Annotated in this window: 20 protein-coding genes; 13 read left to right on the top strand and 7 right to left on the bottom strand. The window is 71.5% G+C overall.

What is annotated here, in order from left to right:
* The first annotated feature begins 4 nt into the window (after positions 1 to 4).
* From tal to ABZ725_RS20385, 7 genes are read left to right on the top strand one after another with little or no spacing between them, the layout of a single operon-like run.
* Entirely contained in the window at positions 5 to 1,186 is a 1,182-nt protein-coding gene (gene tal / locus ABZ725_RS20415; protein WP_358804002.1) for a transaldolase, read from the top strand.
* A complete protein-coding gene (gene zwf / locus ABZ725_RS20410) occupies positions 1,183 to 2,727 on the top strand; it encodes a glucose-6-phosphate dehydrogenase (protein ID WP_358804001.1) in 1,545 nt (514 codons plus the stop codon). Before tal ends, zwf begins: the two co-directional genes overlap by 4 nt.
* Complete coding sequence (gene opcA / locus ABZ725_RS20405) at positions 2,724 to 3,659, top strand: glucose-6-phosphate dehydrogenase assembly protein OpcA (protein WP_358804000.1); 936 nt, start codon at positions 2,724 to 2,726, stop codon at positions 3,657 to 3,659. The genes zwf and opcA overlap by 4 nt, the downstream gene beginning before the upstream one ends.
* Positions 3,652 to 5,298, top strand: coding sequence for a glucose-6-phosphate isomerase (gene pgi, locus ABZ725_RS20400; protein ID WP_358803999.1), 1,647 nt, complete (start codon positions 3,652 to 3,654; stop codon positions 5,296 to 5,298). The genes opcA and pgi overlap by 8 nt, the downstream gene beginning before the upstream one ends.
* A gap of 10 nt (positions 5,299 to 5,308) precedes the next feature.
* Positions 5,309 to 6,190 carry a phosphogluconate dehydrogenase (NAD(+)-dependent, decarboxylating) gene (gnd, locus tag ABZ725_RS20395; RefSeq protein ID WP_358804154.1) on the top strand — a complete coding sequence of 294 codons (882 nt, stop codon included), beginning with the start codon at positions 5,309 to 5,311 and terminating at the stop codon, positions 6,188 to 6,190.
* A 7-nt stretch (positions 6,191 to 6,197) separates the two neighbouring features.
* Entirely contained in the window at positions 6,198 to 6,791 is a 594-nt protein-coding gene (locus ABZ725_RS20390; protein ID WP_358803998.1) for a histidine phosphatase family protein, read from the top strand.
* Between the two features lie 42 nt (positions 6,792 to 6,833).
* Positions 6,834 to 8,273, top strand: coding sequence for a membrane-associated oxidoreductase (locus tag ABZ725_RS20385; RefSeq protein WP_358803997.1), 1,440 nt, complete (start codon positions 6,834 to 6,836; stop codon positions 8,271 to 8,273).
* Between the two features lie 6 nt (positions 8,274 to 8,279).
* Here ABZ725_RS20385 and ABZ725_RS20380 read toward each other — a convergent pair whose 3' ends face one another.
* Together ABZ725_RS20380 and ABZ725_RS20375 are read right to left on the bottom strand one after the other, a co-directional pair.
* A complete protein-coding gene (locus tag ABZ725_RS20380) occupies positions 8,280 to 10,118 on the bottom strand; it encodes a TIM barrel protein (protein WP_358803996.1) in 1,839 nt (612 codons plus the stop codon).
* A 148-nt stretch (positions 10,119 to 10,266) separates the two neighbouring features.
* Positions 10,267 to 11,151 (bottom strand): shikimate dehydrogenase, encoded by an 885-nt coding sequence (locus ABZ725_RS20375; protein WP_358803995.1) that lies wholly within the window; start codon positions 11,149 to 11,151, stop codon positions 10,267 to 10,269.
* Positions 11,152 to 11,352: 201 nt separating this feature from the next.
* On the opposite strand from ABZ725_RS20375, the gene ABZ725_RS20370 reads away from it, so the two are divergent.
* Both ABZ725_RS20370 and ABZ725_RS20365 read left to right on the top strand, forming a co-directional pair.
* Positions 11,353 to 12,024, top strand: a complete 672-nt coding sequence (locus ABZ725_RS20370) for a TetR/AcrR family transcriptional regulator (protein WP_358803994.1) — start codon at positions 11,353 to 11,355, stop codon at positions 12,022 to 12,024.
* Positions 12,025 to 12,344: 320 nt separating this feature from the next.
* Entirely contained in the window at positions 12,345 to 13,685 is a 1,341-nt protein-coding gene (locus ABZ725_RS20365) for an MFS transporter (protein WP_358803993.1), read from the top strand.
* Positions 13,686 to 13,879: 194 nt separating this feature from the next.
* On the opposite strand, the gene ABZ725_RS20360 is transcribed toward ABZ725_RS20365, so the two are convergent.
* The gene (locus ABZ725_RS20360; protein ID WP_358804153.1) at positions 13,880 to 14,329 is read right to left on the bottom strand and encodes a PPOX class F420-dependent oxidoreductase; all 450 of its coding nucleotides are present in this window, start codon (positions 14,327 to 14,329) and stop codon (positions 13,880 to 13,882) included.
* Between the two features lie 84 nt (positions 14,330 to 14,413).
* Between ABZ725_RS20360 and ABZ725_RS20355 the strand changes: the two genes are divergently transcribed.
* The 3 genes from ABZ725_RS20355 to ABZ725_RS20345 all read left to right on the top strand — a co-directional run bounded on the left by ABZ725_RS20355 (position 14,414) and on the right by ABZ725_RS20345 (position 17,789).
* Positions 14,414 to 15,025 carry a TetR/AcrR family transcriptional regulator gene (locus ABZ725_RS20355; RefSeq protein ID WP_358803992.1) on the top strand — a complete coding sequence of 204 codons (612 nt, stop codon included), beginning with the start codon at positions 14,414 to 14,416 and terminating at the stop codon, positions 15,023 to 15,025.
* An 89-nt stretch (positions 15,026 to 15,114) separates the two neighbouring features.
* The gene (locus ABZ725_RS20350; protein ID WP_358803991.1) at positions 15,115 to 16,500 is read left to right on the top strand and encodes an MFS transporter; all 1,386 of its coding nucleotides are present in this window, start codon (positions 15,115 to 15,117) and stop codon (positions 16,498 to 16,500) included.
* Between the two features lie 59 nt (positions 16,501 to 16,559).
* Positions 16,560 to 17,789 (top strand): serine hydrolase domain-containing protein, encoded by a 1,230-nt coding sequence (locus tag ABZ725_RS20345; RefSeq protein ID WP_358803990.1) that lies wholly within the window; start codon positions 16,560 to 16,562, stop codon positions 17,787 to 17,789.
* Between the two features lie 43 nt (positions 17,790 to 17,832).
* Here the strand turns inward: ABZ725_RS20345 and ABZ725_RS20340 are convergent, their stop codons facing one another.
* The 4 genes from ABZ725_RS20340 to ribA all read right to left on the bottom strand — a co-directional run bounded on the left by ABZ725_RS20340 (position 17,833) and on the right by ribA (position 22,009).
* A complete protein-coding gene (locus tag ABZ725_RS20340; RefSeq protein WP_358803989.1) occupies positions 17,833 to 19,029 on the bottom strand; it encodes a saccharopine dehydrogenase family protein in 1,197 nt (398 codons plus the stop codon).
* A complete protein-coding gene (locus ABZ725_RS20335) occupies positions 19,022 to 20,098 on the bottom strand; it encodes a saccharopine dehydrogenase (RefSeq protein ID WP_358803988.1) in 1,077 nt (358 codons plus the stop codon). Before ABZ725_RS20335 ends, ABZ725_RS20340 begins: the two co-directional genes overlap by 8 nt.
* Complete coding sequence (locus ABZ725_RS20330; RefSeq protein WP_358803987.1) at positions 20,095 to 21,240, bottom strand: FAD-binding oxidoreductase; 1,146 nt, start codon at positions 21,238 to 21,240, stop codon at positions 20,095 to 20,097. The genes ABZ725_RS20335 and ABZ725_RS20330 overlap by 4 nt, the downstream gene beginning before the upstream one ends.
* Before the next feature lie 109 nt (positions 21,241 to 21,349).
* Positions 21,350 to 22,009 carry a GTP cyclohydrolase II gene (gene ribA / locus ABZ725_RS20325; protein WP_358803986.1) on the bottom strand — a complete coding sequence of 220 codons (660 nt, stop codon included), beginning with the start codon at positions 22,007 to 22,009 and terminating at the stop codon, positions 21,350 to 21,352.
* A 38-nt stretch (positions 22,010 to 22,047) separates the two neighbouring features.
* On the opposite strand from ribA, the gene ABZ725_RS20320 reads away from it, so the two are divergent.
* Positions 22,048 to 22,845, top strand: coding sequence for a creatininase family protein (locus ABZ725_RS20320; RefSeq protein ID WP_358803985.1), 798 nt, complete (start codon positions 22,048 to 22,050; stop codon positions 22,843 to 22,845).
* The last annotated feature ends 106 nt before the right edge of the window (positions 22,846 to 22,951 follow it).

The raw sequence follows: 22,951 nt of genomic DNA, 5'->3' as shown, positions 1-22,951 counted from the left end.
GAAGATGATCACTGTGAACGAAGTAACCGGGACAGAAACCGCTGTAGCAACCGCTACCGCAACCACGACTCCGGGAGCGCTCAGGCGCCTGTCCGACGAGGGCGTCTCCATCTGGCTGGACGACCTGTCCCGGGGGCGGATCGCCTCCGGCAACCTCGCCGAACTCGTCGAGACGAGGAACGTCGTCGGCGTCACCACGAACCCGTCCATCTTCCAGGCCGCGATCGGCTCCGGGGAGGGCTACGAGGAGCAGCTCGCCGACCTGGCGGTGCGGGGCGTCACGGTCGACGAGGCCGTCCGGATGATGACGACCGCCGATGTGCGTGCCGCAGCCGATATTCTGCATTCTGTATACACAGCTACCGGTGGTCGTGACGGCCGGGTCTCCATCGAGGTCGACCCCCGGCTGGCCCATGACACGGCCGCCACCATCGCCGAGGCCAAGCAGCTGGCCTGGCTGGTCGACCGGCCCAACGTCATGATCAAGATCCCGGCGACGAAGGCCGGGCTGCCGGCCATCACCGAGGTGATCGGCCTCGGCATCAGCGTCAACGTCACGCTGATCTTCTCGCTGGAGCGCTACCGCGAGGTCATGGACGCCTACCTGGCGGGTCTGGAGAAGGCGCAGGCCAAGGGCCTGGACCTGTCCCTGATCCACTCCGTGGCGTCCTTCTTCGTCTCCCGCGTCGACACCGAGATCGACAAGCGGCTGACCGCCCTCGGCACGGACGCGGCCCTCGCCCTGAAGGGGAAGGCGGCGCTCGCCAACGCCCGGTTGGCCTACGAGGCCTACGAGGACGTCTTCGCCGGGGACCGCTGGATCGCACTGGCCGGGGCGAAGGCGAACAAGCAGCGTCCGCTGTGGGCATCCACCGGTGTGAAGGATCCTGCATACAAGGACACGCTGTATGTGGACGACCTGGTCGCACCGGGCACGGTCAACACCATGCCCGAGGCCACGCTGGACGCCGCCGCCGACCACGGCGACATCACCGGCGACACGGTCACCGGCGGCTACGCCCAGGCCCGCGCCGACCTCGCCGCCGTCGAGGCGCTCGGGATCTCCTACGACGAGGTCGTCACCCGGTTGGAGGACGAGGGCGTCGCCAAGTTCGCGGTGGCGTGGCAGGACCTTCTGGACGCGGTCACGAAGTCGCTGACGATCAAGGGAGTTGACGCGGAATGAGCACCAGCAGTCTCGGCGCTGACTGGGAGAACCCCCTGAGGGACCCCCGCGACAGGCGTCTGCCCAACGTGGCCGGCCCCTCCGGCCTCGTCATCTTCGGCGTGACCGGCGATCTGTCCCGCAAGAAGCTGATGCCGGCGATCTACGACCTCGCCAACCGCGGCCTGCTCCCGCCGGGCTTCTCGCTCGTCGGCTTCGCCCGCCGCGACTGGGCGGACCAGGACTTCGCGCAGGTCGTCCACGACGCGGTGCGCGACCACTCCCGCACGCCGTTCCGCGAGGAGGTCTGGCAGCAGCTCGCCGAGGGCATGCGCTTCATCCCGGGCGACTTCGACGACGACACGGCGTTCAAGCAGCTGCGCAACGCGGTCGAGGAACTGGACGCCTCCCGGGGCACGGGCGGCAACTTCGCCTTCTATCTCTCCGTGCCGCCGAAGTTCTTCCCCAAGGTCGTCGAGCAGCTCAAGAAGCACGGGCTGGCGAAGGCCGCGGAGGGGTCCTGGCGGCGCGCGGTCATCGAGAAGCCGTTCGGCCACGACCTGGCGAGCGCGCGTGAGCTGAACGCCGTCGTGCACGATGTGTTCGAACCGGACCAGGTGTTCCGTATCGACCACTACCTGGGCAAGGAGACCGTCCAGAACATCCTGGCGCTCCGTTTCGCCAACACCATGTTCGAGCCGATCTGGAACCGGTCGTACGTCGACCATGTGCAGATCACCATGGCCGAGGACATCGGCATCGGCGGCCGGGCCGGCTACTACGACGGCATCGGCTCGGCGCGTGACGTCATCCAGAACCACCTGCTGCAGCTCATGGCCCTCACCGCGATGGAGGAACCGGCCTCCTTCGACGCGGCCTCGCTGCTCACCGAGAAGCTCAAGGTGCTCAAGGCCGTCAAGCTGCCGGAGGATCTCGGGAAGCACACCGTGCGGGCGCAGTACGCGGGCGCCTGGCAGGGAGGCGAACGCGTAAGCGGTTACCTGGAGGAGGACGGCATCAACCGGTCCTCCACGACGGACACGTACGCCGCCGTGAAACTGAACGTCGACAACCGCCGCTGGGCGGGCGTCCCGTTCTATCTGCGGACCGGCAAGCGGCTCGGCCGCCGGGTGACGGAGATCGCCGTCGTCTTCCAGCGGGCGCCGCACTCCCCGTTCGACTCCACGGCCACCGAGGAGCTCGGCGCGAACGCGATCGTCATCCGCGTCCAGCCGGACGAGGGCATCACGGTGCGGTTCGGCTCCAAGGTGCCGGGCACCTCGATGGAGATCCGGGACGTCACGATGGACTTCGCGTACGGCGAGTCCTTCACCGAGTCCAGCCCGGAGGCGTACGAGCGGCTCATCCTGGACGTGCTGCTCGGCGACGCCAACCTGTTCCCACGCCACCAGGAAGTGGAAGAGTCCTGGAAGATCCTCGACCCGATCGAGGAGTACTGGGCACGGCACGGCAGGCCCGCGCAGTACGCCTCGGGCAGCTGGGGGCCCGAGGAAGCCGACGAGATGCTCGCACGAGACGGACGGAGCTGGCGCAGGCCATGAAGATCGACCTGACGGACACCACGGCAAGCAAAATCAACAAGGCGTTGGTGCAGGGTCGCCGCGCCATCGGCACACCCGCCGTGGGCATGGTCCTGACGATGGTCATCGTCACGGACGAAGAAAACGCTTACGACTCGATCAAGGCGTCCGAGGAGGCCTCGCACGAGCACCCCTCGCGCACCCTGGTCGTCATCAAGCGGCACGCCCGCTCGCCGCGCGACCGCACCAACTCCCACCTCGACGCCGAGGTACGGGTGGGCGCCGACGCCGGCACGGGCGAGACGGTCATCCTGCGGACCTACGGCGAGGTGTCCGAGCACGCCGACTCCGTCGTCCTGCCGCTGCTGCTGCCGGACGCGCCGGTCGTCGTGTGGTGGCCGGTGGACGCGCCGGAGCACCCCGCCAAGGACCCGCTGGGCGCCCTCGCGCAGCGCCGGATCACCGACATGTACGCGGTCGAGCGACCGCTGACAGCCCTCGACGCGCGTGTGCGGTCGTACGCCCCCGGCGACACCGACCTCGCCTGGACCCGGCTCACCCCGTGGCGCTCGATGCTCGCGGCGGCCATGGACCAGGCCCGGGTGCCGATCACCTCGGCCGCCGTCGAGAGCGAGGCCGAGAACCCCAGTGCCGAGCTGCTCGCGCGCTGGCTCCAGGCCCGGCTGGGCGTCACCGTCGAGCGGGTCGTCACCGCCGGACCGGTCGTCACGGCCGTCCGGCTCGGCACCGCGAACGGCGAGATCGTCATCGACCGCCCCGAAGGCCCCCTGGCCACCCTCACCCTGCCCGGCCAGCCCTCGCGCACCCTCGCGCTGAAGGTCCGCCCCACCTCCGAACTCATCGCCGAGGAGCTCAGGCGCCTCGACGCGGACGAGATGTACGCCGTCGCCCTGCGGGGCGAGGCTCCCAAGGAGACCCCTTCCCATGTCTGACTCCCTCCGCCTCGACCAGCGGCCCGAATGGGCGGCTCTGGAGGACCACCGCGCCGGGTGGCAGGCGCACCTGCGGGAGCTGTTCGCGGCGGATCCACAGCGCGCCGAGCGGTACGTGGTGCGCGTCGGCGATCTGCGCATCGACTTCTCCAAGCACCTGATCACCGACGACACCCTCGTCCTCCTGCGTCGACTGGCCGCCGCCACCGACGTGTTCGGGCTGCGCGACGCCATGTTCCGCGGCGAGCGGATCAACCTCACCGAGGACCGGGCGGTTCTGCACACGGCGTTGCGCGCCCCCGCGGGCGCCGTCGTCGAGGTCGCCGGCGAGAACGTCGTGCCGCAGGTACACGCCGTGCTCGAGCGGATGAACGCCTTCGCCGAGCGGGTGCGCGGCGGTGCGTGGACCGGCCACACGGGACGTCGTATCCGCAATGTCGTCAACATCGGCATCGGCGGATCCGACCTGGGTCCGGCGATGGCGTACGAGGCGCTGCGGGCCTTCACGGACCGCTCGCTGACGTTCCGGTTCGTCTCCAACGTGGACGGCGCCGACCTCCACGAGGCCGTCCGGGACCTGGACCCCGCCGAGACGCTGTTCGTCGTCGCCTCCAAGACGTTCACCACGATCGAGACGATCACCAACGCGACCTCGGCCCGCTCCTGGCTCCTCGACGGTCTGGACGGCGAGGAGAAGGCGGTCGCCAAGCACTTCGTCGCGCTGTCCACGAACGCCGAGAAGGTCGCCGACTTCGGCATCGACACGGCCAACATGTTCGAGTTCTGGGACTGGGTCGGCGGCCGCTACTCCTTCGACTCGGCGATCGGCCTGTCGCTGATGATCGCCATCGGTCCGCAGCGGTTCCGGGAGCTGCTCGACGGGTTCAGGATCGTCGACGACCACTTCCGCACCGCGCCCGCCGAGGCCAACGCCCCGCTGATCCTGGGCCTGTTGGGCATCTGGTACGGCAACTTCTTCGACGCGCAGTCGCACGCCGTACTGCCCTACAGCCACTATCTGTCCAAGTTCACCGCCTATCTCCAGCAGCTCGACATGGAGTCCAACGGCAAGTCGGTGCAGCGCGACGGACAGCCGGTGCAGTGGCAGACCGGACCGGTGGTGTGGGGCACGCCGGGCACCAACGGGCAGCACGCGTACTACCAGTTGATCCACCAGGGCACGAAGCTGATCCCGGCCGATCTCATCGGGTTCGCCCGCCCGGTCGACGAGCTGAGCGACGAACTGGCGGCGCAGCACGACCTGTTGATGGCCAACCTGTTCGCGCAGGGCCAGGCGCTCGCCTTCGGCAAGACCGCCGAGGAGGTCCGGGCGGAGGGCGTGCCCGAGGAGCAGATCGCGCACCGCACCTTCCGGGGCAACCACCCCACCACCACGATCCTCGCCCGTGAGCTCACCCCCTCGGTCCTCGGGCAGCTCATCGCCCTCTACGAGCACAAGGTGTTCGTACAGGGAGCCGTCTGGAACATCGACTCCTTCGACCAGTGGGGCGTCGAGCTGGGCAAGGTCCTCGCCAAACGCGTCGAACCCGCCCTGACCGAAGGCGCGTCCGTGCCCGGTCTGGACCCCTCCACCACCGCTCTCGTGGCCGCGTACCGCGAGCTCAAGGAAGTGAACTGACATGTCATCGGTGCAGCTCGGCCTGATCGGCCTCGGCAAGATGGGCGGCAACATGCGCGAGCGCATCCGCCGCGCCGGCCACACCGTCATCGGCTACGACCGCAACCCCGAGGTCTCCGACGTGGCGAGCCTGGCCGAGCTCGTCGACGGGCTCGAAGCCCCGCGCGTGGTCTGGGTGATGGTCCCGGCCGGCGCCGCGACCCAGTCCACCGTCGACGAGCTCGGCGAGCTCCTGGAGCCCGGTGACGTGGTCGTCGACGGCGGCAACTCGCGCTGGACGGACGACGAGAAGCACGCCGAGGAGCTCGGCGCCAAGGGCATCGGCTTCGTCGACGCCGGTGTCTCCGGCGGCGTGTGGGGCCTGCAGAACGGCTACGCCCTGATGGTCGGCGGCGACAAGAAGCACGTCGACCGGCTCCAGCCGATCTTCGACGCGCTCAAGCCGGAGGGCCCGTACGGCTATGTCCACGCCGGCAGGGTCGGCGCCGGGCACTTCTCGAAGATGGTCCACAACGGCATCGAGTACGCCATGATGCAGGCCTACGCCGAGGGCTGGGAGCTGCTCGAGAAGGTCGACTCGGTGGAGAACGTGCGCGAGGTCTTCCGGTCCTGGCAGGAGGGCACGGTCATCCGGTCCTGGCTGCTCGACCTGGCGGTCAACGCCCTCGACGAGGACGTGCACCTGGACAAGCTGCGCGGCTACGCCGAGGACTCCGGCGAGGGCCGGTGGACGGTCGAGGCCGCCATCGACAACGCCGTGCCGCTGCCGGCCATCACCGCCTCCCTCTTCGCGCGGTTCGCGTCCCGTCAGGACGACTCGCCGCAGATGAAGATGATCGCGGCGCTGCGCAACCAGTTCGGCGGCCACGCCGTCGAGTCGGCCGAGAAGTAGTCGGGCCGTGGGGGATCTTCTGCTGGTCCGCCACGGGGAGACGCAGTGGAGCAGGTCGGGACAGCACACCAGCTGGACCGACCTGCCCCTCACCGAACAGGGCGAGGAACAGGCCAAGTCCCTCGCCCCGCTCCTCTCCGGGCGGACCTTCGCGCTGGCCCTGACCAGCACGCTGCACCGCGCGATCCGCACCGCCGAACTCGCCGGTCTCACCGGGGCCGTGCCCGAACCCGACCTGCACGAGTGGGACTACGGCGGCTACGAGGGCGTCACCACCGTCGACATCCACCGCACCCGCCCCGCCTGGGACCTGTGGACCGACGGCGTGCCGCCCGGCCCGGACGGTCACCCCGGGGAGTCGCCCCTGGCGGTCGGGCAACGCGCCGACCGGGTGCTCGCCCGGGTGGACGCGGCGCTCGCGCACGACGACCGTGACGTCGTGCTCGTCGCCCACGGCCATTTCCTCCGGGTCCTGACGGCCCGTCGGCTAGGACTGCCGCCCGCCGAGGGCCGGTTGTTCCAGCTGGCCACCGGGACGGTGAGCCGGCTGTCGACGGAACACGGGCGACCCGTGATCGCCGAATGGAACGCACGGGCATAGGCGGTTGACACCGCTCGACGGGGCCCGCCAGAGTCGCGGCTGATGGAGATCAACGATCTGACACCGGCCGAACAACGAGTCTGGCGGGCCTTCGCCACGGGGGCGACCGTGGACTTCCGGGCGCACGGCGAGGAGAACGGTCCCGAACACGGCGTACGGGCCGCCGTGTTGCGGGCGCTGCTCCTCAACGGCCCCCGGGAGCCGGGGGAGATAGCCGCTCTCAGGATCGCGGGCGCGCGCATCACCGGCGTCCTCGACCTGCGGTACGCGGTCGTCGACAGCATGATCCGGCTGAGCCACTGCCGCTTCGACGAGGCCCCGCGACTGGTCGGCGCCCAGCTCAACTACGTCAGCCTGCGCGACTCCGAACTGCCCGGTCTGGACGCTTCGCACACCCGGATCGACGGCGGACTGCGACTGACCCGCTGCCGTGTCGGCGGCCTGGTCCACCTCAGCAGGGCACAGATCTCGGGCGCGCTGTACCTCGACGGGGCGGAGGTCACCACGACCGACCCCGCACAGCCCGCCCTCCAGCTCAACCAGGTCTCCATCGACGACGACCTCTGCGCCCGCGGACTGCGCGCCCACGGACCTATCCGGCTCGACGGCGCCACCGTCGCCGGCTCGATCGACCTGGAGGACGCCGAGTTGAGCAATCCCGGCGGCTTCGTCCTGGAGGCGGAGGCGCTCGACGTCGGCGCGAACCTGCTGGCCCGGCGGATGCACGCGCAGGGCCGCATCGATCTTCGCGGCTCCCGTGTCCCCGGCCGGATCGACCTCCTGCACACCACGCTGTCCAACCCGGGCGGCACCGCCCTGCGCGCCAGCAGCTGCGTCATCGGCGAGATCTGGCTGCGCGAGGGCGCCCCCATCGAGGGCCGGCTGAACCTGCGGCGCGCCGAGGTGGGCCAACTCCAGCTGGAGCCGGAGATGTTGCCGGACCAGGTGCGGCTGCTGGACCTCACCTACACCTTCCTCACCCCGCACGAGCCCCCCGAGCGGCGCCTGCCCATGCTGGAGCGCGACGAGGGCTTCGACCCGCACGCCTACGAACAGCTGACGGCCGCCTACCGCCGCACCGGCGACGACCGGGCCACCCGGGTCGTGCAGTTGGCCAAGCAGCGCCGTCATCGCGGCACGCTGCCCTGGTACGGCCGACTGTGGGGCCACCTCCAGGACGCCGCGGTCGGCTACGGCTTCCGCCCGCTGCGCGCGGCGGTCTGGCTGCTGTCGTTGCTGGCCGTCGGCTCGGTCGCGTACGCCGGGCATCACCCGCCGCCGCTCAAGGCGGGCGAGGCGCCCGAGTTCAACCCGGTCTTCTACACCCTCGACCTGCTGCTGCCGGTGATCTCCTTCGGTCAGGAGAGCGCCTTCGCGCCGACCGGCGGGTACCAGACGCTGTCCTACGTCCTCATCGTCACCGGGTGGATCCTGGCCACGACGGTGGTCGCCGGTGTGACCCGGACGGTCAGCCGCCAGTAGGCCGGGTCAGCGCACGGCGTGCTGGGCGGCGAGCCGCACCGGCGCGTTGCCGGCGCCGTAGCCCTGGTAGCCGCCGTCGCGCTGGACGAGTTCGAAGAAGACACGGCCGACCGTGTGCGTGTAGCAGTGCCGGAAGACGCCGTGCGCGTCCCGGTCGTAGAGGATGCCGAGGTCGCGGTAGGTCTCCAGCTCGCCGTCGGCGAACTCGAAGCGGGCCGCGAGGTCGTCGTAGTAGTTCGCGGGGATGGGCAGCAGGCGGCCGCCGGCCTCGGTGAGCCGGCGGGCCGCGGCGATCACGTCGTCGGTGGCCAGCGCGATGTGCCGGGCGTGCGCGGTGTCGTCGCCGGGGGCCGCGCCGACGGTGAGCGGGAAGCGGACGCTGCCGTCGGCGTTGGTGACGGCACGGCTGCGCAGCAGCCCGTAGGGGTCGGCGACGTCGACGGACTCCTGGGCGTCGAGGCCGAGGACACCGCGGTGGAAGAGGACGGCCTCGTCGAAGTGGTGCCAGGGCTGGGTGAGCGCCACGTGGTCGACGCGGCAGGCCCCGAGCGTGGCCGCGGTGGCGGCGGTCGCGGCGGCGGCGTGCGGGACGTCCTCGAAGTCGGCGCGCCAGTTGGGGAGTTCGGGCCGGTTCGTCGCGCACAGGAAGAGTTCCGTGCCGTCGGGGGCGGCGACGGCGTCGAGCGGGGCGTCCGCGGCTGCGCGGCGGCGGGGCAGCACGGGGGCGAGGAGTGCCTCGGCGCGGCGGGCGGCCGCGGCCGGGTCCGGTGACTCCAGGCCGATGGCGGCGAGCGCGGTGCCGTCGGCGGGGGTCCCCCCGCGCGGGCGAAGCCGAGCGTGCGGGAGGGCGGCCGGGCCGGTGTTGACCAGGATCCGGGCCTCGCCCTGCTCCCAGAGCTCGACCGGTTTGCCGCGGTGCCGGGCGGTGCGGGCGAAGCCCAGGCCGGCGAGGAGGGCGACGACGGGTTCGGCGTCGTGGGTGACCAGTTCGGCGAAGGCGACCCCGGTGGGCGCGGCGGGCGCGGGCAGGGCCTCGATGCCGACCTCCTCCTGAAGGATCAGCAGGGAGCGGCGGGCGTCCACGGCGGTCAGACCGGCGTCGGCCTGCCGGAAGACGTCGTTGAAGACCTCCAGGGAGAGCGGACCGTCGTAACCGGTGCGCAGTACGTGTTTCACCAGTCCGGCGACGTCGAAGCCGCCCTGCCCGGGGAAGCAGCGGTGGTGGCGGCTCCACTGCAGGACGTCCATGCCGAGCAGCGGGGCGTCGGCGAGTTGCAGGAAGAAGATCTTCTCGCCGGGGATGTCCTCGATCGGCTTGGGGTCGGAGCCCCGGGAGAGGATGTGGAAGCTGTCGAGGCAGGTGCCGAGCGCGGGGTGATCTGCGGTCTCGACGATGTGCCAGGCATGGTCGTAGGTGCTGACGTGCCGCCCCCAGGCGAGCGCCTCGTAGGCGACGCGGACGTCGAAGTCCTGGGCCAGGTCGGCCAGTTCGCTCAGCTGCTCGGCGGCGAGGGCGTCGTCGTCCACGGCGAGCGGGGAGACGCTGGAGCAGACCAGGACGGTGTCCGCGCCGAGCCGGTCCATCAGCTCGAACTTGTGCCGGGCGCGGCGCAGGTTGCGGGCGAACTCCGCGGCCGGCACGGCCTCGATGTCCCGCATCGGCTGGTACAGGTCGATGCCCAGGCCGAGGTCGGCGCAGCGGGCGCGGATCTCCTGTGGGGTCAGGGGGCTCGCGAGCAGGTCGTTCTCGAAGATCTCGACGCCGTCGAAACCGGCCCGGGCGGCGGCCGTGAGCTTCTCGGTGAGGGATCCGCTGAGGGAAACGGTTGCTATGGACGTACGCACCTGGACGTCTCCTGGTCGTTGCGGGGCGGCGATCGCCTGCGGGGAGACCGCTGCGTGCGGGGCGGCGATCGCCTGCGGGACGGCCGCTGCTTGGGGGGCGGCTGCCTGCGGGGCGGCGGTTGCGGCTGCGGCTGGTTCGGGGCGGCCGCTACTTCGGGGCGGTGACCGCGCCGGCCAGCGCGGCGAAGTGCGTGAGCATCTGCGTGCTGTCGGGTTCCCGGCCGGTGAACAGCCGGAACGCGTCCGCGGCCTGGAAGACGGCCATGCCGCCGCCGTCGAGGGTGGCGCAGCCCAGCGCGCGGGCGGTGCGCAGCAGCTCTGTCTCCAGCGGGCGGTAGACGACCTCGGCGACCCACAGGTCGGGCCGCAGCAGCTCCGCCGGGAAGGGCAGGCCGGGGTGGGCGGCCATGCCGGTGGGGGTGGCGTGCACGATGCCGTCGGCCGAGGCGAGCAGGTCGGCCAGCCGGTCCGGGGTGGCGGCCGTGGCCCGGCCGGGCCCGAAGTGGCGGTTCAGGGAGCCGGCGAGATCCGCGGCCCGGTCGGGCAGCGCGTCGACGACCGTGACCTGCCCGGCGCCGAGGGTGAGCGTTGCGTGCGCGACGGCCGCGCCCGCGCCTCCGGCGCCGAGCTGCACGACCCGCTCCAGCGGGACGTCCGGCAGACCGCGCGCGAAAGAGGCGGCGAAACCGGTTACGTCGGTGTTGTGGCCGATGGCCCGGCCATCCTCGAAGACGACGGTGTTGACCGCGCCGAGCGCCTCGGCCTGCGGGGAGAGCGCGTCGAGGTGCGGGATGACCAGCTGCTTGCACGGGTGCGTGATGTTGAGCCCGTCGAAGCCGAGGTCGCGCGCGGCGCGCACCAGGTCGCCGACCGCCTCGGGCCCGACGCCGAGCACGTCGATGTCGACGAGGCGGTACAGGTAGCGCAGCCCCTGCCGGTCGGCCTCCTGCTCGTGCAGCGCCGGGCTGAGCGACGGACCGATGCCGGAACCGATCAGCCCGACGAGATACGAGTCCTTGAAGACGACGGCCACTGCGGACCTCCTGATCGGCTGGATCGACTGAAGCCACTGAGTCGGACGGCGACTGAAGCGACCGAGTCGGACGACTAATGTACGAACTGGTGAGTTAGTCATAACACCGGGGCAGGCCCCAAGGGAAGCCCTCTCACGTCACAGGGCGGGAGGGGGCTTCTAGAATCTCGGCACTGCACTTACGCCGCCCGAAGGAACCCGATGACCAGCGTCGACGAACCGGCACGACCCCACGGCAACGGGCGCATCCGCGACGCCGCCCGGACCCAGGCCGAGATCCTCGACGTGGCGACCCAGGAGTTCGCCCGGGCGGGCTACGCCGGGGCCCGGGTGGACGACATCGCCGCCCTCACCAGCACCACGAAGCGGATGATCTACTACTACTTCGGCGGCAAGGAGCAACTGTTCACGGCCGTCCTGGAGCGGGCCTACGGCGTGATCCGCGAGGCCGAGCAGGAGCTCGACGTCGAGCACCTCGACCCCGTCGCGGCCATCCGCCGGCTGGCGGAGGTCACCTTCGACCACCATGAGCAGCATCCCGACTTCATCCGCCTGGTGAGCATCGAGAACATCCACGAGGCCGAGCACATCGCCGGCTCCGAGAAGCTCGGGCGGATCGGCTCCCCGGCGCTCGACGTGATCCGCCGCATCCTGGCCTCCGGGCACGAGTCCGGCCTGTTCACGGCCGAGGTGGACGCCGTCGACCTGCACGCGATGATCAGCTCGTTCTGCTTCTTCCGGGTGGCCAACCGGCACACGTTCGGCGCGCTGTTCGGCCGCGACCTGGTCGACCCGGCACAGCGCGAGCACTACCGCACCATGCTCGGCGACATGGTGATCGCCTATCTGACGGCGGAACGCGCGTCGGACTGATCCGCCGGGCCCGCGCCGTTCCCCGACGGCTGGGACGGCGGGGAACGACAGGAACGGCGCGGCGCGGGCGACGCGGGGCAGTGCGGCACGGGACCGGGCACGGCGGAGCGGAACAGCCGCGGAAGATCCTTCCGCGCGACCTATTGACAGCGGAGAAACATCAGCGCAACATCCGTAGCCATCCGCTACTAACTACCCAGTGGGTTAATTAGCCGGGCACGCACCCGGCGCAGCCGCCCCGCACCCCAGGGAGCCGGCCCTACTCCCCTTGCCTCACTCCACGTACGTTGGACGCTGGAGTTCCCTCGAAGGAGCAAGCCGTGCCCGTCCCCGCCGCACCCCCCGGCCAGCCGAAGAAAGCCGCTACGGCGGCCTGGATCGGCAGTGCCCTGGAGTACTACGACTTCTTCATTTACGGCAGCGCGGCAGCACTGATCTTCCCGAAGGTCTTCTTCGACGAGTCGGACCCGGCCACCGCGACCCTGCTGTCGCTCGCCACGTTCGGCGTCGCCTACGCGGCCCGGCCCGTCGGCGCCCTCTTCCTCGGGCACTTCGGCGACCGCGCGGGCCGTAAGAAGATCATGGTCTTCACGCTCATCCTGATGGGCGTCTCGACGTTCCTCATCGGCTGCCTGCCCACCCGCGACCAGGTCGGCTCGCTCGCGCCCGTCCTGCTGGTGCTGTGCCGTGTCCTGCAGGGCATCTCCGCGGCCGGCGAGCAGGCCAGCGCCAACTCCATGACGCTGGAACACGCCCCGCCGAACCGGCGCGGCTTCTTCACCAGCTTCACGCTCAGCGGCACCCAGGGCGGCCAGCTCCTCGCCACGCTCGTCTTCATCCCGATCGCGGCCCTCCCCGAGGACCAGCTGCTGTCCTGGGGCTGGCGGGTCCCGTTCTGGCTGAGCATCGCGGTCGCCGTGGTCGGCTACGTCATCCGCCGCAAGCTGGAGGAGACGCCGGCCTTCGAGGCCCAGCAGGCCACCGGCGAGGTCGTCAAGCTGCCCCTGGCGGTGCTGCTGCGCGAGCACTGGGCGGACGTCCTGCGGGTGATCGCGGGCGCGCTCGTCGCCTCGGTCAGCACCATCTTCACCGTGTGGGCGCTGGCGTACGCGACGAGCGACTCGGTCGGCATGGACCGCTCCTCCATGCTGTGGGTGGGCGCGCTGGCCAACCTGGTCGCGCTGGCGGCCATCCCCGCGTGGGCCACGCTCTCCGACCGCATCGGCCGCCGTCCGGTGTTCCTGATCGGCGCGGCAGGCAGCGCGGTGATGATGGTCGCCTACCTGTGGGCGATCTCCACCGGCTCCTACCCGCTGATCCTGCTCATGGGCATCGCCACCTTCGGTGTGGTCTACAGCGCCGCGAACGGTGTGTGGCCCTCCTTCTACGGCGAGATGTTCTCCACCCGGGTCCGGCTGTCCGGCATGGCGATCGGCACCCAGATCGGCTTCGCCGTGGCCGGCTTCGCGGTCACCTTCGCCGCGCAGATCGCGGGCCCGAACGGCGACGACTGGTCCTCGGTGGCCCTCTTCACGGCGGCGCTGTGCGTCCCGCCGGTGATCGCGGCGCTGTCGGCCCGGGAGACGGCGAAGATCCCGACGGAGCAGCTCGGCGAGCGCTCCGTGCGGGAGCCGTCCCAGCCGGAAACGGTTACTGCCTGATCCTGCGGGCCGGGGGCGCCGTCCCGCTGCACCGTCCCCGGCCTCCCCGGACGACCGCTCGCACCCCGGGGCACCGTCCCCGCCCCTGGGCCCGGGCCACCGTCCCCGCCCGGGCCCGGTCCGCCGGGACTCCCGAGCCCCCGGAGCCTTCATGGCTCCGGGGGCTCGGGTACGTCGTGGCAGCCGGAACCGCTCTACCCGGCGTCGACGACCCTGGGGATGCCGTACGCCCGCTCCACCCGTAGGCGCACCACGAGGCGGCGGTCGCGGACCATGGCCGCTCGGTAGTCGTCCCAGTCGGGGTGTTCGCCGAGGACGTCGCGGTAGAGGCGGATCAGTTCCTCGACCGTGTCGTCATAGGGGTCCTCGGCGACCGGCGTGAGGTCGGCGGTGGCCTCGGCGACCGTGTAGGCACGGTGGTCGGGAGCGGTGACGTGGTACGACGCCCGGGGGTCGCGGCGCAGGTTGCGGGTCTTGGCGCGATCGTCCGTGACGGAGATCCGGATGACGCCCTCGTCCGGGTAGTAGTGGTGACTGACATTGGACAGCTGAGGGCGTCCGTCGCGCTTCAGGGTGACCAGCACCCCGCTGCGACCCTCGGTGAGCAGCGCGAGCAGTGCGTTCTGCGTCGTCTCCTGAGTCATGTCTCGCACAACCCGCGTCCTTGGAGGCGCATTCCCCGCCGTTTCGAGTAGACACTGTCTACCGCGTCTTGGTAGACAGTGTCCATGGACAAGCCTCAGCCGCCCGACCAGGACCTCCGCAGCCGGCTGGTCGACGTCGGTGTGGACCTCGTGACCCGGGAGGGCGCCGGGGCGCTGACCCTGCGGGAGATCGCCCGAAGGGCGGGTGTCTCGCACGGGGCGCCGCGCCGACACTTCCCCACCCACCTGGAGCTGTTGTCGGCGATCGCGCACCGCGGCTTCACCGAGCTCGCCGGGCGCGTGACGACGACACTCGGCGACGGGACCGCGGATCCACGCACACAACTGGCCGAACTGGGCCGCGCCTACCTGGAGTTCGCTCTGGAGAACCCCGGGATGTACGAGCTGATGTTCCGTCACGATCTGCTGGAGAGCGGCCACTTGCGACTGCGGGACACCAGCCTGCCGTTGTTCGGCCTGCTGGTGGAACTGGTCGGCCGCGCCCGGTCGGCCGACGACGCCCGCGACGCCGCCGGCGACGCCCGTACGGTCGCGGGCGCGCTGTGGGCGAACCTGCACGGCATCGCCCAGTTGTGGCGCTGGGGAAGTCTCCAACTCGCCACCGGCACCGATGACTTCACCCCCCTCCTGCGAACCGCCCTGGACGCGCATCTCGGCCCCGAGGCCGGCCGGTGAAGCGTGCCCCGAGTTCCCCCAGTTCCCCGAGTTCCCCGCGTCCCCCGCGTCCCCCGTGGCTGACGCTGGCGAGCAGCGTCGCCGGCGCCATGGTCGTGGCACTGGACGGCACCGTGCTCACGGTCGCCCAGCCCACCCTGCGCCGCGACCTGCACGCCTCCCTCGTCCAGGTCCAGTGGACCAGCACCGGCTATCTGGTCGCGGTGGCAGGCCTGTTGGTGTTCGCCGGGCGGCTCGGCGACCGGTACGGACACCGGCGCGCCTTCGCCCTCGGCATGCTCGGCTTCGGCGCCGCCTCGGCCGGCATCGCGCTGGCCCCGGATGTCGGCTGGGTGATCGGGCTGCGGGTCGTGCAGGGGGTCTTCGGCGCGCTGCTGCAGCCGGCCACGCTGGGGATGCTGCGGGCCGCGTACCCGCCCGAGCGGCTGCGGATGCCGATCGCCGTGCGCACCGCCTCCATCGGAGTGGCCGCGGCGGCCGGTCCGGTGGTGGGCGGGGCGCTCGCCACACAGTTCGGCTGGCGGGCCGTGTTCCTCCTCAACATCGCCCCCGCGCTGCTCTTCGGCCTGCTCGCCCTCACCTCACGCGCCCACGGCATGGCGTCTGCGCCCACCCGTCCTCCGCTCCCGCTCGACGTACCCGGCGCCCTGCTGCTCGCCGTGGCCCTGGCCTGCCTGGTGCACACCCTCGTCACACTGCCGGACATGACCTGGTCGGCCCCGGTCGCGCTCTTCGCCGGCGCCGCCTTCGTACGCCACGAGCGCCGCGCCGCCGCCCCGCTGCTGCCACCGGGGGTAACCGGTTCCAGGGCCGTTGCCGCGGCGCTCGGCGTGCTCGTCCTCGCGTCGGCGGCTCTCAACGGCGCACTGTTCGCCTGTGTCTACGTCCTCCAGGACGGCCTGGGCCTGTCCCCGCTGAGCAGCGCGCTGCTCAGTCTGCCGCTGGCCGTGCTGCTGGTGGCCGCCGCGCCCGCCTCGGCCGTGCTGCTGCGCCGGGCCGGCGCCCGCGGCACGGTCGCGGGGGCGACGGTCGTCCTCGCCGCAGGTCTCCTCGTACTCGCCCGGGCCTCGGGGACGGTGGCCTTCTGCATCGGGTTCGCGCTCGTGGGCGCCGGGTTCGGCGCCGTGATGGTCGCGGCGACCCATGTCGTCGTACGGCAGGCTCCCGTGGAGTCGGCCGGGGTGGCAGGCGGGTTGCAGCAGACGGCGATGAACGTCGGGCCGGTGCTGGGTGTGGCGTCGGCGACCGTGCTGACGGCTCTCGGCACGGCGCGCACGCCCCTCTTCGTACTGGCTTTCGCCGCCGCGGCGGCACTGCCGGTCTGCCGTGCGCTGCCGAGCCGACCGCGTCCCGCACCGTCCGGCCCTCCTGCCCCTCCGGCCGACTCCACGGCTGGTGGAAGCGACGCAACGCACACGGATCACGGTGCCGAAAGGGGTCCGTACAGGCGTTCCCTACGCGACCATGAGGTCTGAGGTCGTCCGGGCGGGGTAGGCCCGGACCGCACCTTGAACGAGCGCACCGGAGGAGAACGATGGCACTGCTGCGGCAAGAGGTCGACCCGAGCGAGGTCGGGCTGGACGCGAAGGCACTGGACCGCCTCGACCAGCACGTCGCCCACTATGTGGACGAAGGGCGCCTGCCCGGGTTCCTCGTGGCCGTCTCCCGCGGCGGCCGGGTCGCGCACCTCACCGCGCACGGCCACCGCGACCGCGCCGCCGGGCTGCCCGTCGAGGCCGACACCCTCTACCGGATCTACTCCATGACCAAGCCGGTCACCTCGGTCGCCGCGCTGATACTGATGGAGGAGGGCCGGCTACGGCTCGACGACCCGGTCGCCGACCACCTGCCGGCCTTCGCCGACCAGCGGGTGTACACGGGCGGCTCCGGTGCGGGCCTCACCACCCGCCCGGTCGAGCAGCCCCTGCTCGTGAAGCACCTGATGACCCACACCGCGGGTCTGACCTTCGCCTTCTACCACTGCCACCCCGTCGACGCCCTCTACCGGGAGGCCGGTCTGGAGTCGGCGGTGCTGCCGGGCTCGAACCTGGCGGAGACGGTGGAGGCGTACGCGCGGCTGCCGCTGCAGTTCGAGCCGGGCACGCAGTGGAACTACTCGGTGGCCACCAACGTCCTGGGCCGGATCATCGAGGTCGTCTCCGGCCGCCCCCTGGACGAGTTCCTCGCCGAGCGGATCTTCCGCCCGCTCGGCATGCCCGACGCCGGCTTCCAGATCACGGAGGAACAGGCCGGCCGGCTGGCGGAGCTGTACGGCGACAGCGACAGCGGCGGTATCGAGCCGATCCTGGGCCTGCCGCTGTTCGGCCGCCCCCGGTTCCTGTCGGGCAGCGGCGGCATGGTGGCAACCGCTTACGACATCCACCGCTTCAGCGAGCTGCTGCGCCGTCGCGGCGAGCTCGACGGGGTCCGGCTGCTCGCGCCCGAGACGGTCGACCTGATGACCCGCAACCATCTCCCCGGTGGCGCCGACCTGCGCGCCTTCGGCAGCCGCCCCGCCCATGACGAACCCGGTCACGACGGCGTCGGCTTCGGCCTCGGCGTCTCCGTGGTCACCGACCCGAGCCGCACCCAGGCCCCCTCGGGCCTCGGCACATACGGCTGGAGCGGTGTCGCCACGACGACCTTCTGGGTCGACCCGACCCACGACGTGACCGTGCAGTTCCTCACCCAGTTGAGGCCGAGGCGGTCCCTGAAGCTCTACCCCGACCTCAAACGCCTGGTCCACGAGGCCCTCACGGACTGACGGCCTCGGGCCGACGCATCGCCGCTGTCGCCGGCACGGTCCGTCAGCCCTCGACCCGCAACGTGAACTCCAGCCCCTCGTCGTCGAGTTCGTCCAGCCACTCCTGCGACCGCTCCGCCGTCTCGGCCGCCCTGCTCAGCCCGACCGGCAGGGAGCCGTCCAGGATGTGCCGGACACCGAGGGCGAGCGGCCGGGAGACACAGCGCGCCATCGCGCTCTCCTCCTCGTCACCCTCCAGGTCGAGGAGGTAACTCCCCGACCACGAGCTGCCGTTGGCGACACCCTCGCCCCCGCCCCCGCCACCGCCCGCACCCGTGTCCACGGACACCTCCAGCGACACGGCGAGGACCACCCGGTCGCGGTCGGCGTCCGTGGTGGGATAGGTGGCCGCCAACTCCCGGGCCAGAGCGGCGATCCGGGTGTCGTCGCCGGCCTTCAGCTCCTCGAACACCGCGTCCCAGGCCCGCAGCCAGCCGTCCAGACGCAGCGTGCCGCGCACGAAGGTCCGCGGCTTCCAGCCTCGCGGCAGCTCGTACTGCTCGATGAACGGCACGCTGTCGCGGTTGGGATAGACCTCGAACGTCTCCCCGCCGACGAGGTGCCCGCGCGTCGCCTCCCAGGGCCGGTCCACCACGACCTCGGCGCCGTTCTCGACATGACGCGCGGGCGAGCGCAGGGCGTTGAGGACGCCGAGGGGCGCCCAGCTGAACCGGTATCTGAAGTCGTTGGCTACGGCGGGGATGCCTCCGCAGTACGAGGTGAGCCGGTACGAGGCCGCCGTGTCGTCGCCGATCGCCTCCCGGGCGCGGGCGACGAGGCTGTGCGCGAAGAGATGGTCGATGCCCGGGTCGAGTCCGGCCTCGGTGAGGACGACGATCCCCGCCTCCTCGGCCGCGGGCACCTGCTCCAGCACCGCGTCCGAGACATAGCTGGAGCACGCGAAGTGGGCCTGTCGGGTCACGCACGCCGACAGCAGCGGCGCGTGCTCGGGCGCGGGCAGCATCGACACGACGACGTCCCCGGGGGCCAGTTCGGCCGTGAGCGCGTCGAGGGTGTAGGGGCGCGGCTCGGCGCGTCCGGTCAGGCCCAGCCGGTCGAGGGCCTCGGCCGCTCGCTGCGCCGTGCGGTGCCACAGCCGCACCCGGTCGGTGCGCGCGCACAGGGCGGCCAGGCCGCTGCCCGTGGAGAGTCCGGCGCCCACCCAGTGGACGGTGCCCGATGCGGGAACGAGGTCAGGCACGGTCGAACTCCCCTTCCCTCACACCGAGTTCGCGGCACGCTTCACGGAACCGGTTCAGACACCGCGGCCAGGCCGCGTTCACCCCGTACTCCAGCAGCAGAGGCGTCAGCGCGGCCGAGAAGTCGGCGCTGGACTCGCGCGGCAGCAGGGACGGCAGATTGTCGATGGCGATCAGGTCGAGCGGGGGCTCCTTGCGCAGCCGGCGCACCGGATCCGTCCACTCGGTCGTGCGGTCGTACACCGGCAGGACGTTGAGGGGCGAGCCCACGTCACAGGTGACGTCGGAGAGGGTGCGCAGCCGACGGGCCGGGGCGTCCAGGTCCTCCTCGCGGACGAACGGCGGCACCGGGGCGGTGGCGAGGACGCAGTTGACCAGCATGTCGTGCGCCAGCAGGGCTGCGCGGTCCAGATCGCGGGTCTCCGCGAGGTCCCAGCAGGTGGGTTCGACGCCGGCCGTGGCGAACGCGGCCCGTGCGCCCCGGCCGCTGCGGCCCAGAGCGCCGACGACAAGGGCGGTGAACTCCTCGTCACCGGCCGCCGGGCGCAGCGCTTCGTCCAACTTCGCCTTCTCGGTGGGCCGCAGGGGCACGGTGAGCCGGTCCCGGTGCTGGAGGACCGCCAGGGCCGCGCCCAGGTAGCCCGCCCAGTAGCCGAAGGCGGCGAGGCGACGGCCGTCGTCGTCGACCAGGTACTCCAGGTCGAGCAGCGCCCCTCCCCCGGCGGCGAACCGGCGCAACAGGTCGGCCGCGCCCGGCTGTTGCTTGTAGGCGTGCCCGAAGAAGACATGCCGATGCGTCAGTTCGTCGGGCTCGTCCGGGAGTTCCTTCAGCCCGAGGATCACCGCGTCGTGCGGCGCGGACGACCAGGAGCCCGCGGGAGCGATCCGGGCGCCGACGGCCTCGTACTCCTGGGTCGGGAAGACGTGCTGCGGGGAGTCCTCGACCGTGAGGCGCACGCCGGCCTCGACGAGGCGGCGGGCGTCCTCCGGGACGACCGGGGTGCGCCGTTCGGTGGGGCGGGCCTCGTGGCGCAGCCACAGGTGCAGTTCGGCCGTACGCAGCTCGGTCATACGCAGTTGACCTCCGGACGCGGGGCGTCGGCCGCGAAACGGTCGGCGCTCAGGGGGGTGACGTCCACGAAGGGTACGCGGCCCAGGTACAGGTCACGGACGACCTCGCCGACCGCCGGCCCCTGGAGGAAACCGTGGCCAGAGAAGCCGGTCGCATACAGAAAACGGGATACCGAAGACGCCTCGCCGATCAGGGCGTTGCAGTCCGGGCTGACCTCGTACAGTCCCGCCCAGCCGCCCGTGCGCCGCAGGTCGAGGAGGGCGGGGGCGCGGCGCTGCATGGCGTCGGCCAGGCGGGGGATCCACCGCTCGTGGGTGTCGGTGGCGAAGCCGGGACGCTCGTCCGGGTCGGACAGGCCGACCAGCAGGCCGGGGCCCTCGGTGTGGAAGTAGAGGGTGCTGCTGAAGTCGATGGTCATCGGCAGGCCGGGCGGCAGACCCGGGACCGGCTCGGTCACCGCGATCTGGCGGCGCAGCGGCTGCACCGGCAGCTCCACGCCGGCCATCGCGCCGACGGCCTTGGACCAGGCGCCGGCCGCGCAGATCACCGTGTCGGTGGTGATGCGGCCGAGTGTCGTCTCCACCGCGGTGATCGCGGCGCCCTGTCGTTCGATGCCGGTGACCGCAGTGTGCCGCAGGATGCGCGCACCGCACCGGCGGGCGGCGGCCGCGTACCCGTGGACGACGGCTTCCGGCGTGCAGTGGCCGTCGTCGGGCGAGAACGCGGCCGCCAGTAACCCGTCGGTCCTGATCAGCGGGGAGAGGCGCTGCGCCTCGGCGGGGTCGATCATCCGGCTGGGCACGCCCAGCGCGTTCTGCAGCCGCACGCCCGCCTCGAAGGAGGCGACCTCCTGCGGGGTGGACAACAGGAAGAGGTAGCCGACACGGTGCAGCCCGATGTCGTACCCGATCTCCTCCCCGAACCGGCCGAACGCCTCCAGGCTGCGCGCCCCGAGCTGGATGTTCAGCTCGTCGGAGAACTGGGCGCGGACCCCTCCGGCGGCCTTCGAGGTCGAGCCGGCGGCGAGTTCGTCCCGCTCGACCAGCAGGACGTCGCGGACACCGGCGGCGGCGAGGTGATAGGCGATGCTCGTGCCCATCACCCCACCGCCGATGACGACGACCGAGGCATGCGTGTTCACGCGAGCGGCTCCTTTTCGCGGCGGCCCCGGCCCTGACGCCGGCGCCGAGGCTGTCGTATGCCGTGACCGCCGTGATCCCTACCCGTTCGGGCAGCGGTCCGAAGCACTCTCAGGACCAGTGGGCCACCGCGTCCAGATGGGGCAGCCGGTGGTCCAGGCGCTCCCGCTTGGTGCGCAGGTAGGTGATGTTGTTCTCGCACGGCTCGATCAGCAGGGGCACCTCCTCGGCGACCTTGATGCCGTTGTCCACCAGCGCCTCGCGCTTGCGCGGGTTGTTCGACATCAGGCGGACGGAGCGCACGCCGAGGTCGCGCAGGATGTCGGCGGCCACCTTGTAGTCGCGGGCGTCCACCGGGAAGCCCAGCGCGACGTTCGCCTCGACGGTGTCCAGGCCCTCCGCCTGCAGCGCCATCGCCCGCAGCTTCCCGAGCAGGCCTATGCCCCGGCCCTCGTGCCCGCGCAGATAGACGACGATGCCGCGGCCCTCGGCGACGACGGCCCGCAGCGCGGACTCCAGCTGGTCGCCGCACTCGCAGTGCTGGGAGCCGAACGCATCGCCGGTCAGGCACTCCGAGTGCAGCCGGGTCAGCACGTCCTCCGCGCCGATCTCCCCGTAGACGAGGGCGACCTGTTCGTCACCGCGGTCGTGGTCCATGTAGCCGATCGCCTGGAAATTCCCGTACACGGTGGGCAGGGGCGCATTCACCACGCGTTCCACACCGGTGCGCTGGGGGGTCTTCGTGCCGAGTACGCCAATTTTTTCTGTCATGATCTGGTTCCTAAGCAGAGACGAAGGGCCGGGGAAAGATGAGTGTTTCGGGAATACGGTCGGCGGCGTACGGGCTGGTGCCGACGGACACCGCCGAAGACGTAAGGACCCGGGGCGCCGGCGTCTCGACGCAGGTGGCGGTCCTTCCCGTCGGAAGCTTCGAGCAGCACGGACCGTACCTGCCCCTGGCCACCGACACACTGGTGGCGTGCGCCATCGCCCGGGAGATCGCCGGGGCGTACCCGGTGCATCTCCTTCCGCCGGTGACCATCGCCTGCTCGCACGAGCACGCGGCCTGGCCGGGGACCGTCAGCATCTCCTCCGTGACCCTTCACGCGGTGGTACGGGACATCGCGGCGTCGTTGCGCCGCTCGGGCGTCGAGGCCCTGGTGCTGGTCAACGGACACGGCGGGAACTACGTCCTGGGCAATGTCGTCCAGGAGTCCTCCGCCCGCGGTGAGCGGATGGCGCTCTTCCCGGCCCCGGAGGACTGGGAGACGGCGCTGGAGCGGTCCGGGGTGTCGACCTCGCTGCTCACCGACATGCACGCCGGGGAGATCGAGACCTCGATCCTGCTGCACGCTCATCCCGAACTCGTCCGGCCCGGTTATGAGTCGGCCGATTTCGTCGCGGACGACCGCCGTCATCTGCTCACTCTGGGAATGTCCGCCTATACCGATTCAGGCGTCATCGGCCGTCCTTCCCTGGGCTCGGCGGAAAAGGGGAAGGAACTCCTGGCGAGCCTGGCGGATTCCTTCGGCGCATATTTCTCGCTGCTTACTCCGGGAGCCTCGACACCCACTTCGGAGACCGGCTCGGAGACCGACTCCGCGTAGTGCGGCCGGTGTTCGTCGAGTTCGGGTCCGGCCGCCTCGGCGGCCCCCGCCCGCACTCCCGCGTACCAGCGGACGACCAGCACGACCGCCCCCGGCAGGGCCGCCA

Source organism: Streptomyces sp. NPDC006872 (assembly GCF_040635845.1).
Lineage (GTDB): Bacteria > Actinomycetota > Actinomycetes > Streptomycetales > Streptomycetaceae > Streptomyces.
Note: the sequence above shows the minus strand (reverse complement) of the source record. Positions and strands in the feature narration are given on the sequence as shown.